Raw genomic sequence first — 17366 nt, forward strand, 5'->3', positions numbered from 1 at the left:
GGGCTGCCCGCCGGGGGGGGGGGGTGAATCGGGGCTCTTCCAGGCGTACTGTTGGATCATGAGCTGCAAGGTTGGAGCGCGGTCGCAATGATGCGCAAATGGCTGCGTTGGATGCCCGCCGTGGCGGTGCCTGCCGTGATCGCGGCCGGTGTCCTGTCCGGTTCCCTTCCCGCCAGCGCCGGGGACCCGCTGCCGGAGAAGACGCCGCAGCAGGTGCTGCTGATGATGGCCCAGCACGGCGAGAAATCCCTGTCCGGGACGCTGGAGCAAAGCTCCGAGATAGGCCTGCCGGAACTTCCGAAGACCGGCCCCGCAGCGGCGTCCGCGGAAACCGCGTGGCTGGAGCTGCTGACCGGCCCGCACACCGCCCGCGTCTACCTTGACGGACCCGGCAAGGCCCGGGTGCAGGTCATGGACCGGATGGCCGAACGGAACGCGGTCCGGAACGGCGACGAACTCTGGTTCTACAACTCCAAGGACAATACTGCCGCCCACGCCCAGCTTCCCGCAGACGCGGCCACCCGCCATGACAACCGCCCCGGAACCGTGCCGACGCCTGAAGACGTGGCCGACAAGTTCCTCGCCAAACTCGACGCGAGCACTGAGGTGACCGTCGGTCCGGACGTCCAGGTCGCCGGACGGGCAGCCTACAATCTGGTGCTCACGCCCGCGTCGGAGGTCACCCTGGTGGAGTCGGTCGCCATCGCGGTCGACGGCGCCAGCGGACTTCCGCTTGGCGTCGAAGTGAAGGCCCGCGGACAGGCCGAGCCGGCGTTCAGCGTCGCCTTCACGGCTCTCACGCTTGAAACCCCGGATTCCGGCATCTTCAATTTCACCCCGCCGCCCGGTGCCACCGTCGAAGAGATCCCGCTGCCGGCGCATCACGAAAAGGCCGCTGTGGCGCCGTCGGACGCCGCCGCTGCGAAGGCCGCGAAGCGGCCCACCGTCACCGGAACCGGCTGGGAATCCGTGCTGGAGTTCCCCGCAGGAGCCGTAGCTCTTCCCGGCCAGACCCCGCCGCAGACCGAAGTTCCGGACCCTGCGGCCGCCAACCCGCTGCGGCCCGACCCCTCCGTCGCGGGAGGAACCTCGTCCGGCGCCGCTGCGCTGCTGGAACAGGCTGCGGTTGCCGTGCCGGGCGGACGGCTGGTGTCCACCTCGCTGGTGAATGTCCTGATCCTCGACGACGGGCGGATCCTCGCCGGTTCGGTGCCCTTGGAGCGGCTCCAGGCCGCAGCCACGCAACGGTGACCGCAGCGTGACCGCCGCCGGGGCGGCGACGGAACCCCACGTGGCGGATCTGTGCATCGAGACCACCGGCCTCAGCAAGCGCTTCGGTCAGCAGTTAGCCGTCGACGGCGTCGACCTCGCCGTGCCGAGGGGCTCCGTCTTCGGCTTCCTGGGTCCTAACGGCTCCGGGAAAACCACCACCATCCGGCTGATGCTCGGCCTCGCCGCGGCCAGCAGCGGCTCGGTCCGGCTCCTCGGCCAGGAGATGCCGGGGCAACTGCGCGAGGTGCTGCCGCGCGTGGGCGCCCTGGTGGAGGGACCGGCCTTCTACCCTTTCCTCTCCGGCGCGGCCAACCTGTACCGCTTCGACGCAGCGGACCCGCGAGCTCCCGCCGCCACCCGGAAGTCCCGGGTCCATTCGGCGCTGGAGCGGGTGGGGCTGACGCATGCCGCGGACAAGAAAGTCCGGGCCTACTCGCTGGGCATGAAGCAGCGGCTGGGCATCGCCAACGCACTGCTGGCGCCCCGCGAACTCCTGGTTCTGGATGAACCCACGAACGGACTGGATCCGCAGGGCACCCGGGAGGTCCGCAGTCTGGTGCGCTCGCTCGCGGCGGACGGCGCCACTGTGTTTGTCTCCAGCCACCTCCTGGCCGAGGTGGAACAGATCTGCACGCACGCGGCCATCATGAGCGCGGGCCGGCTGGTGGCCCAGGGGACGCTCGCGCAGTTGCGCCAGGACGGACAGGCCCGGATCCGGGTGCTGACGCCCGACGCCGGCGCTGCGGCCAAGGTGCTGGCCCGGCTGGGCCTGAGCGCAGCGGTGAGCGGACCCGCCGGGTCCAATGGCGCCGGCGACGTGCTCTACGCGCCGCTTCCCGCCGGGCCACCTCCCGCGGGCGCTGACGGAGCGGTGGCACCGGAGGCGGTAGTGGCCGCCCTGGTGGCGGCCGGCGTCCGGGTCCGGGGATTCGCGACCGAGCAGGTCAGCCTGGAGGAGCGTTTTGTGGCGCTGACGGGGGAGGGCTTCGACGTTGTCCAGTGAAAAATCCGGTCCCAGTGTTATCTCCGGTGCCGGTGTTGGCCGAGGCCCCACCCCAGGGGACGCTGCCGCTGCGGAGACCGTCCGGAGGGGCGGCCGTGGCCGCGGCCTGCTGGCGTCCGAACTTGGTGTGCTGTTCCGGCGCCGCCGGACCTGGGCCATGCTGTGTGCGCTGGCGGCCATCCCCGTGCTGATTGCCGTGGCGGTGCGGCTGTCCTCCGCGGTGCCGCCCGGCCGGGGTCCGGCGTTCCTGGACCGGATCACCCAGAACGGTTTGTTTGTTGGCGTAACCGCCATGCTGGTCTCCGTTCCGCTGTTCCTGCCGCTGACCGTGGGCGTCGTGGCGGGTGACACCGTGGCTGGCGAGGCCGGGCTGGGAACCCTGCGGTATCTGCTGGTCGCGCCGGCGGGCAGGGTCCGGCTGCTGCTCGTGAAGTACGCCGGCGCGGTGGCATTCGCCGTCGCGGCGCCGCTGGTGGTGGCGCTGGTGGGGGCTGCGATCGGAGCGGCGCTCTTCCCGGTGGGGCCGGTCACCCTGCTCTCAGGGGACTCGATCGGGGCGGACGAGGCCATGCTGCGGCTCCTGCTGATTGCCGCCTACCTTGCCGTGTCCCTGATGGGCCTCTCCGCGATCGGGCTCTTTATGTCCACGCTCACGGACGTTCCTGTGGGGGCGATGGCCTCCACTGTCGTGCTCGCAGTGGTTTCGCAGGTCCTCGACGCTCTGCCGCAACTGGAGTGGCTGCACCCGTGGCTCTTCAGCCACTACTGGCTGGACTTCGCGGACCTGCTCCGCCAGCCGGTCGCCTGGGATTCCTTCCTGACGAACTCGCTGCTGCAGGGCGGCTACGTCGCCGTCTTCGGTGCGCTCGCCTACGGCAGGTTCATCACGAAGGACGTGCTCTCCTAAGGGACGGTTCCCGGCAGGGGCCGGTCAGATGTATGCCGATGGAACGGCTCAGTACCGGGCCGCGACGGGGTGGAGCTTCATTCCGGACATGAACGCAAGGTCCGTCACAGTGATTCCGGCGTCCTCGTTCAGCGCCTGCACCACCCGGCCGCCGCCGAGGTAGATCGCCACGTGATAGAACCCCGGTGCCGATCCCCAGACCAGCAGGTCACCCGGCTGGGCCTGGGAGAGCGGAACGTGCACGGGTGCCTGGGCGAACTGCTGGGACGCCGTGCGCGGCAGATATTTTCCGGCTGCGGCGAACGCGTTCTGCACCAGGCCGGAGCAGTCGAAACCGCGGGCGCCCGTGCCGCCGTATTGGTAGAAATAGGGCGCGCCGACCTTGCCGAGAGCCACCGAGATCGCTGTGTTGTTGGAACCGCCAGGAGCAGGAGCAGGAGCAGGAGCAGGAGCCGGAGCAGGAGCAGGAGCAGGAGCAGGAGCCGGAGCCGGAGCAGGAGCTGGTGCAGGAGCTGGGGCCGGTGCAGGAACGGGCGCGGGCGGTGCAGGTGCCGGCGCAGGAGCTGGGATGACGGGCGGAGCAGGGGCGGGTGCTGGAGCCGGCGGCGCCGGAACGGGCGCCGCGGGTGCCTGCGGATCCTGGTTTCCCGGGGAGGGGTTCCCGGTGTCCGGCCGGACTGCTGGAGGAGGTGTGCCTGGAAGGGTGTCTGAACCGGGGTCTGGCCGCGGGCCGGGCGTTTGACCCTGGCCCTGCGCGGCGGCGGCCGTCACTGCCGCCAGCCGGTCCTGCTGGCGCTGCCGCTCCAGGGCATCCACGCGGGCCGATTCCAACGCAACGGTGGTGTTCTTGAGCGTCGCCAGCTGGCCCACCAGCACGGTGCGCTGCGCCCGGGCTGCGGACACTGCCTCCCGCTGGGCGTTGTTGGCGCGCTCGGCGTCGAGCTTGCGCTCCTCCGCTGTCTGCGCGGCCTCATCGGCGGCCCGGTTGGCGTCGGCGGCGGCTGCCGTCAGCGACTCCGCGGCCGCGGCTGCGGTCTCGGCCGACTGGAACGCCCGGGTGCGGCCGGCAGTCACGGCCTCCAAAGTGGCGGCCTGCTGCAGGGCGTTGCCGCTGCCGCTGACAAAGCTGCTCAGCGCGGGATTCAACCCGCCGTTGCGGTACAGATCGCCGGCGAGCTGGCCGATCTGCTTGCGCGTCTTCTCCTGCTCCAGCCCGGCCGACGAAGCCCTGGCGGCGGCAACCTCAGCGGCATCGCGCCGGAGCTGGAGCTCCACGAGCGCCTCGCCGTACGCATTGTTGGCCTGCAGGGAGGCCTCAAGGCTTGCGTCCTGGGCCGCCGAGGCGTCCGCCAGGAGCCCGTCAATGGCGCTGACCTGTGCCGCCGTCGCGCTTTCACTGGACTTGGCAGCGGCAATCTCGTCCGGAGAGGGGATCTGGACAGCCGGGATGTGTACAGCCTGCGCCGGCGGTGCGGCGTGCGCCGGTAAGGCCAGTGTTCCCAGGAGCACGACGGCGGCGCACAGCGCGGCGGTCTTTCGGCCGGAACCGGTCCAAGTCATGGTCAAACCTCGCTGCAGATGTCGGGCTGGAGCGGGCGAGCATGGATTCCGGCGCATGGCAACGCCCGGCTGATCCCCCAGCACGGTCGAGGCTACGTGCCAGTGGCCACTTTGGCAACACTGGTCACATCAATAACATAAACAACAACAATGTCATTTGGTCACACGTTAACGGGGTGTGTCGCCCGGCGCGGCGGACAGTCCGGACGTTCCGCGCCTAGGCGTGCTGGTGTGATTCGTGCTCCGCGTGGGAGGCGGGTTCCAGCTGGAAGGTGCAGTGCTCCGTGTCGAAATGCGAGCCCAGGCAGCTCACGAGTTTGTCCAGGACCTGATCGGCGCCGCGGGCGCCCAGTGCCGCATCCTCCACCACCACGTGGGCGGAAAACACCGGCACGCCGGAGGTAATGGTCCAGATATGGATGTCGTGTACCGACACCACACCCTCCACGGCCAGGATGTGCTCGCGGATCAACTGCACGTCCACCCCTTTGGGGGTCGCCTCGAGCAGCACATCTACCACGTCGCGGAGCAGGTGCCAGGCCCGGGGCAGGATCATCAGCGCAATCACGATTGAGGCGATGGTGTCCGCCGCCTGGAATCCCGTGACCATAATGACCACTGCCGCGGCGATGACCGCGAAGGAGCCGAGCAGGTCGCCCAGGACCTCGAGGTAGGCCCCCCGGACGTTGAGGCTTTCCTTCTGGGCGCCGCGCAGGATCAGCAGCGACACGAGGTTGGCGAGGGCGCCCAGGACGGCCGCGTAGAGCATGATGTCGGTCTGGACCTCGGGAGCGGAGCCAAGCCGGCGGATGGCCTCCGTGAAGATGACTACTGAGATGACCATCAGCACCAGGGCGTTGGCCAGGGCGGCCAGCACTTCGGCGCGCTGGTAGCCGTAGGTGCGCTGGTCGCTCGCCGGCCGGGCGGCGATCCAGGCGGCCAGGAGGGCGATAAAGACGCCGGCCGCGTCGGACAGCATGTGGCCGGCGTCGGCCAGCAGGGCCAGGGAACCGGAAATCAGGGCTCCGACGATCTGGATCAGGACGACGGCGAGGGTGATGGCCAGGACGGCGACCAGGCGCTTCCGGTGCCTTCCGGTGGCGGTGATGCCGTGCGAGTGGCTGTGGTCGTGTCCCATGCCTACAAGGCTAGCCCCAGCCGAGCTCATGCAGCCGGTCGTCGCTGATGCCGAAGTGGTGCGCGATCTCGTGGACCACGGTGATCGTCACTTCCTCAATGACGTCCTCGCGCGACTCGCAGATGTCCAGGATCGGCTGGCGGTAGATGGTGATGCGGTCCGGCAGGGAGCCTGCGTCCCACCAGGCGTCCCGTTCGGTCAGGGGCACGCCTTCGTAGAGGCCCAGCAGCACGGTGTCGGGGTCCTCGCCCGGCTGCGGTGTGTAGTCGTCCTCGATGAAGATGGCCACGTTGTTCATGGTCTGCGCCAGCTCCGGCGGGATCCGGTCCAGGGCGTCGCTCACGGCGGCTTCGAAGTCCGGTTCGGACATCGGGAACGGGGCGTGAGTGTGGCCGTTGCCGCCGTCGTCCGGGCCGTCCGGAATGATGGGCAGGCCTGGCGGCAGGGAAGCGGGCATAGCTGAACTCTAGCGCCGAATCAGCGGGACCGGCGCCGGGTCAGCCCCACCCCCACGAGGCAGATCACCCCGCCGATCAGGCCCCAGACGGTGGGGATCTCGCCGAGCACCAGCCAGGAGATCAGGATTGTTGTGCCGGGGACGAGGTAGGTGGTGGCGGCGAGGCGGCCGGCGTCGATCAGGGACAGTGCGTAGGCCCAGGTGGTGAACGCGATCGCAGTCGGGAAGATGCCGAGATAGACCAGCCCCAGCGTCGCCGGCAGCGGGGCCGCCTGCAGCTCGGAGACCAGCTGGCCGCTGAAGGGCAGGCAGCAGAGTGCGCCGACCATGATTCCGTACCAGGTGGCCTGGGCCGCGGGGAACTTCCGCAGGACCGGCTTCTGCACGATCACACTCACCGCGGCGAGGGCCGCCGCCAGCAGGCACAGCAGCACCCCGGAGACGTCGGCCGTGGACCGCTGCCCGGAACCGAGCGCGATCACCGCGACACCGGCGAACGCGACAAGGCTGCCGATGATCAGCCAGCGGGGAAAGCCCTCCTTGAGGATCACCCCGGCCATAATTGCCACCAGGATCGGGTTGACGTTGATCAGCAGGGCGGCCGTTCCGGCGTCGAGCAGGTGTTCGGCGGCGTTCAGGGCGACGTTGTAGCCGCCGAACCACATAACGCCGTAGGCCAGGATGGGCAACCATTCGCGGCCCCGTGGGAGGTTGGGGTTCTTCCGGATTTGCGGCAGCACCACCAGGCCCAGTACGACGGCGGCAATCGCCAGCCGGCCCAGGGTCAGGGAGCCGGGGGAGAAGCTGGGTCCCACGGCCCGGATGCCCACGAAGGCGGACGCCCACAGCACAACGGTGACCACCACGGCGGCGATGCCGAGGCGGCTGATCCGGGCCGGCGGAAGGGACTGGTTTGCGGAGCGGGGGACGGGCGGCACGTCGTGGGTGCTGCCTTGTCTGTTATTCGAGTGCGCGCTGTCCGGTTGGGGGGAGCCTGTCTGGGCGGTTGTTGCCATGCTGCCAATCTAGCCGCTGCGGCGGCCCGGGGACTGGCGGAAATCGGTCACGTCTGCGCGAGTTTCTGCCAGCTGCGGTGCGCCCGTCCCCGGCTGGCTCACCGGAGGGGGCGGGCGGCAGCTAGGACGGCGGCCGCGACCTCGTCCAGGGCAGCCGACCCGTAGCGCCATTGCTGCCAGTGGAGCGGCACATCCACGTGCGCCGCCGGATCCAGGGAGACCATGGTGCGGCGCTTCAGTTCGTCCGAGACCTCGATTTCGGGGAGCAGCCCCCACCCCATTCCCCACCGGATGGCTTCCCCGAACTCGTGGGCGGCCGGGACATAATGCCGCGGGGGCTGGAGGGTCCTGCGGCTCACGCCCCGCAGGTAGCGGTCCTGCAGGTCGTCCTTGCGGTCGTAAATGATGACGGGCGCGACGGCGAGCGTGTCCGCCGTCGCGCCGCCCGGAAACCACCGGGCCGCGAAGCCCGGCGTGCAGACGGGCAGATAGCGCATCACACCCAGGCGGCGGGAGGAGCAGCCCGGCGCCGCCTTGGCTGTGGTGGTGATGGCGGCCGCCGCGGCGCCGCTGCGCAGGAGCTCAAGTGAATAGTCCTGGTCCTCGCGCAGAATTTCCAGCTGGACCTTGCCCGCCACCGAGGCCAGGCCGGGCATCGCCCACGTGTGCAGGGAATCACTGTTGATAACTAGGGTCAGCCGGACGCCGGCTGGGCGGGCTCCGGGCTGAAGCTCTTCGGCCAGATCGGCGGAGAGCATGTCCAGTTGCCGGGCGAAGCGCACCACCGCGTGGCCGGAGGCGGTGAGTTCGATCGGGCGGGTCCTTTTGAGCACCGGCCGGCCGACGGCCACTTCGAGGGCGCGGACGCGCTGGCTCACCGCTGACGCCGTGACCATGAGGTGGCCGGCGGCAGCCTCGAAGCTTCCGTGCGCCACGATCGCCGCGAGGGTCCGGGCCTGGTCAGGATGAATGTCCATCATTAGCCAATCTTATGTTGGCCCAGAATTATTAACTGGTTTCATGCTGCCCAGCCCTCTAGCGTGGAACCCGTGATCCTCTCCCTCCTCTCGGGCCTCGCCAGCGGGCTGTCCCTCATCGTCGCCATCGGTGCGCAGAACGCCTTCGTGCTCCGCCAGGGCGTCCAGCGCTCGCACGTTCTCCTGGTAGTTGCGGTGTGTGCGTTGTCCGACCTTGTGCTGATTGTGCTCGGTGTGGCCGGGGTGGGTGTCCTTATCGAGCAGGCGCCGGGCGTTCTCGAGGTGGTGCGCTGGGCCGGTGCCGCTTTCCTCCTGGCATACGGCCTGATGGCTGCACGGAGGGCCATTCGCGGAACGCAGGCGTCCCCGCTGTCCACCGGGCAGCAGGGAACGTGGGCCGCCGCTTTGGGGACCTGCCTGGCGCTGACCTGGCTGAACCCCCACGTCTACCTGGACACCGTGCTGCTGCTGGGGTCCCTGGCCGGCACCCACGGAGCGGACGGACGGTGGTGGTTTGCGGCCGGAGCGGGAATCGGCAGCGTGGCGTGGTTCGCCGCGCTGGGCGCCGGAGCCCGGCATCTCGCACCGTTGTTCGCCCGGCCCGGCAGCTGGCGCGTGCTCGACGCCGGGATCGCCTTGGTCATGGTCACACTCGCTGTCATGCTCGTAGCCTGAGATGGTCAGCCGTCCGCGCCCCACTGCAGAACACAACCGACAAAAGGAACCGCCATGTACGTCCCCTCGCACTTCGCCGCCGACCAGGACGCCGTCAGGGATCTGCTGTCGAACCCCGGGGCGGCCAACCTGGTGACATCGACCGAGGACGGCCTGCTCGCCACGCTGGTGCCGTTCGTGTTTGACCCGGAGGCGGGCGAGCACGGATCCCTGCAGGGGCACCTGGCCCGCAACAACGACCAGTGGCGGCTCCCGGCGACGGGCGAATCCCTGGCCATCATCCAGCGCTCCGACGCCTACATTTCCCCGTCCTGGTACGCCACGAAGGCCGAACACGGCCGGGTTGTCCCGACCTGGAACTACACCACCGCGCACGTCTATGGCCGCCTCGTCGTCCACGACGACCCGGCCTGGGTTGAGGGCCTTGTCCGGCGGCTGACCACGCTGCATGAAGCAGCAGCCGAACACCCCTGGACCGTGGACGATGCGCCCGCGCGTTACATCGCCGGGCAGCTCCGGGCGATCGTCGGCGTCGAGCTTGTCATCACGCGGGTGGAAGCGAAACGCAAGCTCAGCCAGAACAGGCCGGCGGCCGACATTGAGGGCGTCGTCGCGGGCTTGCGGGCCAGCGGCGACGTGGATTCGGCCGACGAGGTGGAGCAGGCGCACCACGCCCGGGCGGAGCGCAGCTGAGCGCCGCCAAAATCGCGGCGTCCCGTCGATTTTGGATAATCCGGGGGTCTGCCCTTATAGTTTTATAGTCCAGTTCGGAGGAACCCGAAAGGACGAAAACGGAAGGCTTCGGCCCTTAATTTTTGCCCTTGATTCAGTGGTTTAGCCGAACGGCGTCCTGGCCCCCATCGTCTAGCGGCCTAGGACACCGCCCTTTCACGGCGGCGGCACGGGTTCGAATCCCGTTGGGGGTACGCAAGGAACTGGTCAAACCGGGTGTGAAAGTCTGGTAGGCTAAAGGCCTTGAAAAATTGCGGTAGCGATACTGCAGAGAAGCAAGAAAATAGCAAGGCCCTGTAGCGCAGTTGGTTAGCGCGCCGCCCTGTCACGGCGGAGGTCGCGGGTTCAAGTCCCGTCAGGGTCGCTCTGATTGCCGGAAGAAGTTCCGGTTCTCATGGTGACATGTCACCTAGGCTCTGTAGCTCAGTTGGTAGAGCGTTCGACTGAAAATCGAAAGGTCACCGGATCGACGCCGGTCGGAGCCACCACTGGGAAGCATCAGTTCTTCGGAACTGGTGCTTTTCTGCTTTAACTCCATCGACTGCTCCGCAGCTGCCCTTCTGGCGGGCCACAACGGCGGTTGCGGAGCAACCGATGCTCTCGCCGGACGCGGACGAAATCCCGCCCCGGTAGAGCTCCCCGGCGGCAAACTTCCCCCCCGTCTGTCCTGGTGGACCGTTGAGCGCTGGAAATCTTTCGGCGGCCCCCGACGGCTGTTCCCCTGGCGTCGTCGACTGCTCCGTAACGGCCCTTTTGAGGCGCCACAACGGCCGTTGTGGAGCAACCGATGCCCGCCGGGCGTCCGGGCGCTGCCCCGCGTGCTTCGGGCGGCTGGCCCTACCCGGGTCACCTGCACCTCGACGGTTTAGACGGCCGGGCAATGTCTGAGGAGGTGCCGATCACCGGCTCGAAAGCCATCCGCGGGTTGCGCCGGGAACGGTGAACCACGGCCACCGGCACGGTGACATTTCACACTAAATCTGATTTTTGAGGCATTACTTGACGCGCGAATCTGCGTGTGGCACGCGCGCGGAATGAGTAATGTAAGCGCTTGCACCAACGCGGCAAGGTTTGGTTTTTTGGCCTCGAATCACGGTTTGATAAGCAGGCTTCGCCTTGCATAGCGTGGAAAACGGCACCGGAAAGTAGCCCTTTCCGAATCGCCAATCCGGGGCTCTACCGAAGCCCCGTCCTCCGACACGATGGCGTCCTCGATGATGCCTGTGGTGTTGTCGGGGCTGTCGGCATGTCGGGACATGAGGGCACCCGCCCTTCCACGAATGGTCTCAACTCCGCGAGAAGAGCAGTAAATGCACAAGCACCCCACCGCACCCCGCGGCCGGCTACGGCGTTCAACCGCCGCCGCCGTTGTCGCCGCCGTTGCAGCCTCGGCGTTCCTGGCCGCACCCTCGGCCCACGCCAACGAGCCTGCGGACCCGCCGGCAGCGCAGATGCCGGCGCCGACCCCCGGTTTCCCGCTTCCGACCAAGCACAGCCAGCAGGCCTACGATCCGGCGTCGGACTTCACCTCCAAGTGGACCCGCGCCGATGCCAAGCAGATCATGGCGCAGAGCGACCCCACTGTGGCTCCCGGCGTGAACTCCATGAGCCCCGACGTCACCATGCCGGAAATTCCCGAGGACTTCCCCACCATGAATGAGGACGTCTGGGTCTGGGACACCTGGTCATTGACGGACGAGAACGCGAACCAGATCAGCTACAAGGGCTGGGACGTCATCTTCTCCCTGGTCGCTGACCGCGACGCCGGCTACGGCTTCGACCAGCGCCACTGGAATGCACGGATCGGCTACTTCTTCCGCAAGACCAACGCCGACCCGGCCAAGGACAAGTGGAACTATGGGGGCCACGTCTTCGCCGACGGCGCCTCGATCGGCAACACTGAATGGTCCGGTTCCACCCGCCTGATGCAGGGCAACCAGGTCAACGTCTTCTATACGGCCACCACGTTCTACGATGTGGCCGAGCGCAACAACGGCGGCGGCGGCATCGCCCCGGACGCTGCCATCGCCAAAGCGCTGGGCAAGATCCACGCCGACAAGAACGGGGTCACCTTCGACGGGTTCCAGCACACCAAGCTGCTGGAACCGGATGGCACGATGTACCAGACCAAAGCCCAGAACCCCGGCTTCGCCTTCCGCGATCCGTACACCTTTGCGGACCCAGCCCACCCGGGCAAGACCTTCATGGTCTTTGAAGGCAACACCGGCGGCACCCGCGGACAGTACGAGTGCAAGGCCGAGGACCTGGGCTATCAGCCCGGTGATCCCAATGCCGAAAACGTGAACACCGTCAACAGCAGCGGGGCCTACTTCCAGACCGCCAATGTGGGCCTCGCCGTTGCGGACAACAAGGACTTGACCAAGTGGTCCTTCCTGCCCCCGATCCTCTCGGCCAACTGCGTCAACGACCAGACCGAGCGTCCGCAGATCTTCATCCAGAATGAAAACGGGAAGAACAAGTACTACCTGTTCACCATCAGCCACCAGTTCACCTACGCCGCCGGCATGCGCGGCCCGGACGGGGTCTACGGCTTCGTCGGCGACGGTGTCCGGTCCGACTACCAGCCGATGAACAACAGCGGCCTGGCCCTGGGCTCACCGACGGACCTGAATCTTCCGTCCGAGTCCCCGGAGGCCCCGACACCGAACCAGAACGGCCGCCAGTTCCAGGCCTACTCGCACTACGTGCAGCCCGGCGGGCTGGTGCAGTCCTTCATTGACAACGTCAACGGCGTCCGCGGAGGCTCACTCTCGCCCACCGTCAAGATCAACTTCCGCGACGGCGTTTCCGCGGTGGACCGCACCTTCGGCCAGAACGGCCTCGGTCCGTTCGGCTACCTCCCCACCAACGTTAAAGTCGGCGGGGCCGGCCACTACAAGTAGTTCATCAATGAAGCAGTAACAGGGGGAGGCGCCCGGGAGTCCGGGCGCCTCCATCCTCGTATGTGCAGGCCTTAGCCGACGGCGTCGCATCCACCAGAATCAGGAATGTTGAATTGTGAGAGACCTTGTCCGATTCCCTCAAGGAATGCTGAGCCCCAGAGCGATCTGGATCGTTGTGGCGGCAGCGGCCTTGGCGGTTCTCGTCGCGCTGGCCCTGGTCCCGACGGCGGGAACCCGCCCGGCTGCCGGCGACCACGCCGCGAAGGCACTCATGAACATCGCCGACGCCCAGGCTGAAGCCATGGTGTCCCAGAGCCGTTATGGCTCCTACTGGCTCAGCGGTGGTGATCGCACCCTGGAGAAGCTGACGGATCCGATCAGGACCGAAGGCGTGGCGGATCTGCGGAGCATCGAATGCGCTCATGGGTGGGTGGCAGCCGCACGGGTTGGAGATGACGTCGCGATCAGGTCCAGCGTGGAAGACCGGGTGGTCCGTGCAGGAACAGGTGAAGTGGTCCGCCCGGCGTGCATGTCATCCGAAGCAGTCGCGTCCATGCTCTCGGATCTGGGCGTGCCGCGGGAGGCGTCGTCGCCGCCGGCTTCAGCGTTCGACCGGCCCGACGGGGCGTCCAGGTTCCGGCCGAGCTATCACATCACGCCCGGGAAGAACTGGATGAATGATCCGCAGCGTCCGATTCTGGTGGACGGGCTGTGGCACTACTACTACCTCTATAACGCCGGGTATCCGCAGGAAAACGGCACCGAGTGGTACCACCTGACAAGCACAGACCTTGTGCATTGGAAAGACGAAGGGGTGGCGATCGCCAAGTACAAAAACGGGCTGGGCGACATCGAGACCGGAAGCGCCGTGGTGGACCATGAAAACTCTGCCGGCTTCGGCGCAGGTGCCGTTATCGCGGTCATGACGCAACAGGACCAGGGCATCCAGCGGCAATCCTTGTTCTATTCCACCGACAACGGTTACTCGTTCGCCGAGTATGAAAAGAACCCCATCATGGAAAACCCCGGCCAACCGCACTGGCGGGATCCGAAGATCATCCGCGATGAAGCCCACGGCCAATGGGTGATGGCGCTGGCCGAAGGCGGGAAAATCGGCATGTACACCTCGACGGACCTCAAGGCCTGGCAGTACGCATCGGGCATCGAACGTACCGGTCTGGGCACCCTGGAGTGCCCGGAGCTCTTTCAGCTGGATCTCGACGGGGATCCGTCCAAGCGCACCTGGGTCCTCGCCGCCAGCGCCAACGGGAGCGAGGAGGGATTCACCACGGGCGTTGCCTACTGGACCGGCACGTGGGACGGAACACGGTTCACAGCCACTGACGAGGCGCATCAGTGGCTCGATGCCGGCTCTGACTTCTACGCCGCCGTGACGTGGGACGATCCCAGGCTGACCGAAAGCCAGCGGATGTCCTCACGGCACGCCATCGGGTGGATGAACAACTGGGCGTACGCGCGGCAGCTCCCTACGGAGGACTGGCACGGCGGCGCGGACTCGATGGTTCGCGACATCAGCCTCAAAACGATCGGGGGGAAGCCGACCCTGGTGTCCAGCCCCACCGCCGCGATGAAGTCTCTTGAAGGACCGGTGGCAACGGTCGGGGAACGTCGAATGACGCAGGACGGCGCCGGGCAGCTCCCGGTTCCGGAGGGCGGGGCGTACAGGCTCGATGTGACGCTTGAACGCACGGCAGGCGACGACGGTTCCGTTGCGAGGATCGAGCTTGGAAGCGAACAGGGGACGTTCGCGACGGTCGGATATGACTTCGAGAGTGAATCGGCCTTCATTTCCCGCGAGGAGGATGCCGCCGCCGGCAATGCCGAACTCCACCCGGATTATCGGGCATCGCGGCGCACCGCCAGCCCCCCGCGCGAAGGGAAAGTCGAGCTGACCATATTCGTCGACTATTCCTCAATAGAGGTTTTCGTCAACGGCGGGGAAAAGACCATGACGTCACTCGTTTTCCCAACCGCGGGGGCGCCGACTATCAAGGCGGTCACCGCGGAGGGGTCCCTGAAGCTCAAGTCCTTCAGCTACAGACGGCTGGCCTCGACACACTGACCAGTTCGGTCGCCCCTGGGGAGGGCCATTTCCGGTGACTCGAGCCGGCGAGGCCCCGGGCCGGGCCCCCACCGAGTCTGCGGCGCTGGGCCAACCGGCCACCTTGTCGCTGGCAGGTACTAGGGTGGTGACAAAGAGAAGGGGGAGTGCCTCATGGAATACCAGAATCCTCAGCCCGTAGCGGTCCCGGACCCGGGGCAGGCCGCGGCCGCACCGCTGCCCGGTGGTGCGCCGCTGCCCGGCGCCGGCCGCACCGTCATTTCCGAAAACGCCGTCGCGAAGGTCGCGGGTATCGCAGCCCGCTCCGTCCCCGGCGTGTACTCCCTGGGCTCCGGCCCGTCCCGTGCGCTGGGTGCCTTCCGTGACGCGGTGGGCAGCTCGGACCACGCCGCTGGCGTCCGCGCCGAGGTGGGCGAAACCCAGGTGGCCGTGGACATCGACCTGGTGGCGCTCTACGGCACGCCCCTTCACGCCCTGGCGGACCAGATTCGTGCCGCCGTGTATGCGGCGGTCGAGGAGCTCGTTGGGCTCCAAGTCATTGAAGTCAACATCGAAATCAACGATGTCTACGTGCCCGGACCGGCAAAGCCCGGCACCGCGGCCGAGACCCGGCCCGCGAGGGAGGCAACCCAGTGAATCTGACCGTGGTGGGGATCGCAATGGGCGCCTTCGTGGCGTTTATGTCCTTCCAGTTCGGTGTCTGGGGATTCCTGGGCGCCCTGCTGTTTATGGGGATCGGAGCCCTGCTGGGCCGCGCCGCGGAAGGAAAACTGGACCTGCGCAGCGTGCTTGATGCCCTCACAGGCCGGCGTTCCTCCTCATGAGCGGCACGGCAGGCCCTGTCCGCGCCGCTGAGATGGCAGGGCACACCCGGATCAGCACCCAGGCGTTGACCAGTGTGGCCCGGGCCGCCGCGGCGGAAGCCCTCGGCGTCACACCGCATGAGGTCCGGGCGGAATGGTCCGACGACGACGGGCTGCTGGCGCTGTCCCTTGTCGCACCCATCGCAGCCCCGGCGCTGACCGCCGTCCTGCGGGACCCCGGACGGGTCGCGGGCTTCGGTGGAACCATGTGGGACCGGGCCGTGGCCGCCAGGACCGACATCCTGCAGCGCGTGACCGAGCTGAGCGGTGCCCGGCTGAGCCGGGTGGACATCCGCATCAGCGGCGCCAGCATGAGTGAAGGAGGACGCGTCCGTTGAGTCACGCCACCCACCGTAATAATGCCGGCCGCGGGAGCTACGTCCCGTCCGCCTCCGGCGCCGCGCTTTCGGCCGGCGACGACGCTGCGGGGACCGGCGGCGCGGCCCGGGAAGAAATCCTCAAGCGCGAAACCCATTCCTCACGGGCCGTTGCCTCGATTATCGCCGCCGGGCTAATCATTGCACTGTGCATCTTCGCACTCCTGGAAACCGCGGTCCGGGCCGTCGGTCAAGAGCCCTGGATCGTGGATCCGCAGACTGCTGCGGAACAGGTGGTGGCGCTCCCGGAAGGGGTCCCGCCGCTCTTGCTTGGCGTCCTTGGCGCGGTGCTGGTGATGGCGGGGCTGTACTTTTTCCTGAACGCCGTACTGCCCGGACGCCGTGCCCGGCACGTGCTGCCGGACCGCCGCGCCGCCGTCGTTGTCGATGACGAAGTCATTGCCTCCGCGCTGGCGCGGCGGACACGGCTGGCCGCCAACGTGAGCCAGGAACAGGTGATGGTGACCGTGTCGAGACGCCAGGTCGACGTCAGCGTCAGGCCCACTTCCGGCGTGCCGCTCAGCCCGGACGCCGTCCTGGCCGCGGTCAAGGATGAGCTCCGGGAAATGGGGCCTGTTCCCGCACCGGAAGTCAGGATCAATGTGACAACAACCGGGGTGGTCGGCGCATGAACGGCACCCCCAGAATCCTCAACCGCGTCCTGATCGGCGTCCTCGGCTTCAAGCTCCTCGCCATCGGGGTCCTTCTTATCCTGCTCGCGAGTGTGCCGGCCGTCGGCGTGTGGTGGCAGAGTTGGGCCGCCGGAGTCTGGAGCCTCTGGCGCGATCTCTTCGAACGCACGCGCTTCCCGGGGCGTGCGGAGAGCTGGCTCTGGATCGTGGCGGTTCTGGTGCTGCTCCTGGTGATTGGCGCCATGGTGGCGTGGATCGCCCAGCAAGGCAAGGGCCGGGCCAACCTGCTCGTGTCCGAGGAGGACCCGGGCGACGTGCCCGGGAACGTCCGGATCGGCAGCGGCGTGGCCGAGCAGGCGCTCCGGACCGCCTTGGCGGACCGTCCGGACCTGGCAGGTGTCACCGTCGCCACCTACGAATTCCGCGGTGAACCCGGCCTGAGGATCAGGATCCAGCCCCGCCAGGGCGTGGCGCCCCACCGGCTCGCGGCCGAGGTGTCCGCTCTCGTGGAAGCCCTCGATGGTGCGCTCGGCAAGCGCACCCCGGTGCTCATCCATGTTGCCTCCGGTGCGCGGTCGAGATTTGGGCGGGCCGATCGGGTCCGCTGACACGGGGGTGAGCTTTCGGCAACATTGCGCGCCACGGGACGGCCCTTCGCCCGGCCGCCGGCCCTGAAACGACGCGGAATGACGCGTCAGGCACCGGCGGCCCCGACGGTCTCCTTTTCGTAAAGGTGTGTGTAAACGCTTGCATTCTTCACCGGGTGTTTAT

The 17366-nt window shown here is 67.7% G+C and carries 17 protein-coding genes and 3 tRNA genes; 15 read left to right on the top strand and 5 right to left on the bottom strand.

Going from position 1 to position 17366, the window contains the following annotated elements:
• The first annotated feature begins 87 nt into the window (after nucleotides 1-87).
• The 3 genes from FS787_RS11405 (at nucleotide 88) to FS787_RS11415 (ending at nucleotide 3182) form a co-directional block, all read left to right on the top strand.
• On the top strand, nucleotides 88-1251 hold the full coding sequence (locus tag FS787_RS11405) for a hypothetical protein (RefSeq protein ID WP_144672554.1): 1164 nt from the start codon (nucleotides 88-90) through the stop codon (nucleotides 1249-1251).
• A gap of 7 nt (nucleotides 1252-1258) precedes the next feature.
• Nucleotides 1259-2275 (top strand): ABC transporter ATP-binding protein, encoded by a 1017-nt coding sequence (locus tag FS787_RS11410; protein ID WP_144672555.1) that lies wholly within the window; start codon nucleotides 1259-1261, stop codon nucleotides 2273-2275.
• Between the two features lie 106 nt (nucleotides 2276-2381).
• Nucleotides 2382-3182, top strand: a complete 801-nt coding sequence (locus FS787_RS11415; RefSeq protein ID WP_260982538.1) for an ABC transporter permease — start codon at nucleotides 2382-2384, stop codon at nucleotides 3180-3182.
• A 48-nt stretch (nucleotides 3183-3230) separates the two neighbouring features.
• Here the strand turns inward: FS787_RS11415 and FS787_RS11420 are convergent, their stop codons facing one another.
• The 5 genes from FS787_RS11420 to FS787_RS11440 form a co-directional block, all read right to left on the bottom strand.
• Complete coding sequence (locus tag FS787_RS11420) at nucleotides 3231-4742, bottom strand: C40 family peptidase (RefSeq protein WP_144672556.1); 1512 nt, start codon at nucleotides 4740-4742, stop codon at nucleotides 3231-3233.
• Between the two features lie 217 nt (nucleotides 4743-4959).
• Nucleotides 4960-5880, bottom strand: coding sequence for a cation diffusion facilitator family transporter (locus FS787_RS11425; protein ID WP_144672557.1), 921 nt, complete (start codon nucleotides 5878-5880; stop codon nucleotides 4960-4962).
• Between the two features lie 10 nt (nucleotides 5881-5890).
• On the bottom strand, nucleotides 5891-6337 hold the full coding sequence (locus tag FS787_RS11430; protein ID WP_144672558.1) for a metallopeptidase family protein: 447 nt from the start codon (nucleotides 6335-6337) through the stop codon (nucleotides 5891-5893).
• A gap of 20 nt (nucleotides 6338-6357) precedes the next feature.
• A complete protein-coding gene (locus tag FS787_RS11435; RefSeq protein ID WP_144672559.1) occupies nucleotides 6358-7353 on the bottom strand; it encodes a DMT family transporter in 996 nt (331 codons plus the stop codon).
• A 98-nt stretch (nucleotides 7354-7451) separates the two neighbouring features.
• A complete protein-coding gene (locus FS787_RS11440; protein WP_144672560.1) occupies nucleotides 7452-8333 on the bottom strand; it encodes an ArgP/LysG family DNA-binding transcriptional regulator in 882 nt (293 codons plus the stop codon).
• 69 nt (nucleotides 8334-8402) lie between these two features.
• Here FS787_RS11440 and FS787_RS11445 point away from each other — a divergent pair, with 69 nt between their 5' ends.
• From FS787_RS11445 to FS787_RS11500, 12 genes are all read left to right on the top strand, one after another.
• Nucleotides 8403-9005, top strand: a complete 603-nt coding sequence (locus FS787_RS11445) for a LysE/ArgO family amino acid transporter (RefSeq protein WP_144672561.1) — start codon at nucleotides 8403-8405, stop codon at nucleotides 9003-9005.
• 54 nt (nucleotides 9006-9059) lie between these two features.
• The gene (locus tag FS787_RS11450) at nucleotides 9060-9698 is read left to right on the top strand and encodes an FMN-binding negative transcriptional regulator (protein WP_144672562.1); all 639 of its coding nucleotides are present in this window, start codon (nucleotides 9060-9062) and stop codon (nucleotides 9696-9698) included.
• A gap of 160 nt (nucleotides 9699-9858) precedes the next feature.
• Nucleotides 9859-9931: transfer RNA gene (locus FS787_RS11455), tRNA-Glu, on the top strand.
• 96 nt (nucleotides 9932-10027) lie between these two features.
• Nucleotides 10028-10101 (top strand) — tRNA-Asp (locus tag FS787_RS11460).
• Nucleotides 10102-10149: 48 nt separating this feature from the next.
• Nucleotides 10150-10225: transfer RNA gene (locus FS787_RS11465), tRNA-Phe, on the top strand.
• An 822-nt stretch (nucleotides 10226-11047) separates the two neighbouring features.
• Nucleotides 11048-12640 carry a glycoside hydrolase family 68 protein gene (locus FS787_RS11470; RefSeq protein ID WP_144672563.1) on the top strand — a complete coding sequence of 531 codons (1593 nt, stop codon included), beginning with the start codon at nucleotides 11048-11050 and terminating at the stop codon, nucleotides 12638-12640.
• A 145-nt stretch (nucleotides 12641-12785) separates the two neighbouring features.
• Nucleotides 12786-14723 (top strand): glycoside hydrolase family 32 protein, encoded by a 1938-nt coding sequence (locus FS787_RS11475; protein WP_260982518.1) that lies wholly within the window; start codon nucleotides 12786-12788, stop codon nucleotides 14721-14723.
• Nucleotides 14724-14876: 153 nt separating this feature from the next.
• A complete protein-coding gene (locus FS787_RS11480; protein WP_144672565.1) occupies nucleotides 14877-15359 on the top strand; it encodes an Asp23/Gls24 family envelope stress response protein in 483 nt (160 codons plus the stop codon).
• On the top strand, nucleotides 15356-15547 hold the full coding sequence (locus FS787_RS11485) for a hypothetical protein (protein ID WP_024367397.1): 192 nt from the start codon (nucleotides 15356-15358) through the stop codon (nucleotides 15545-15547). The genes FS787_RS11480 and FS787_RS11485 overlap by 4 nt, the downstream gene beginning before the upstream one ends.
• Entirely contained in the window at nucleotides 15544-15924 is a 381-nt protein-coding gene (locus FS787_RS11490; protein ID WP_144672566.1) for a hypothetical protein, read from the top strand. The genes FS787_RS11485 and FS787_RS11490 overlap by 4 nt, the downstream gene beginning before the upstream one ends.
• Complete coding sequence (locus tag FS787_RS11495; RefSeq protein WP_144672567.1) at nucleotides 15921-16595, top strand: DUF6286 domain-containing protein; 675 nt, start codon at nucleotides 15921-15923, stop codon at nucleotides 16593-16595. The genes FS787_RS11490 and FS787_RS11495 overlap by 4 nt, the downstream gene beginning before the upstream one ends.
• On the top strand, nucleotides 16592-17203 hold the full coding sequence (locus FS787_RS11500) for a hypothetical protein (RefSeq protein WP_144672568.1): 612 nt from the start codon (nucleotides 16592-16594) through the stop codon (nucleotides 17201-17203). The genes FS787_RS11495 and FS787_RS11500 overlap by 4 nt, the downstream gene beginning before the upstream one ends.
• Nucleotides 17204-17366: the final 163 nt, after the last annotated feature.

It is taken from the genome of Arthrobacter sp. U41, from assembly GCF_007679325.1.
Taxonomy (GTDB): domain Bacteria; phylum Actinomycetota; class Actinomycetes; order Actinomycetales; family Micrococcaceae; genus Arthrobacter.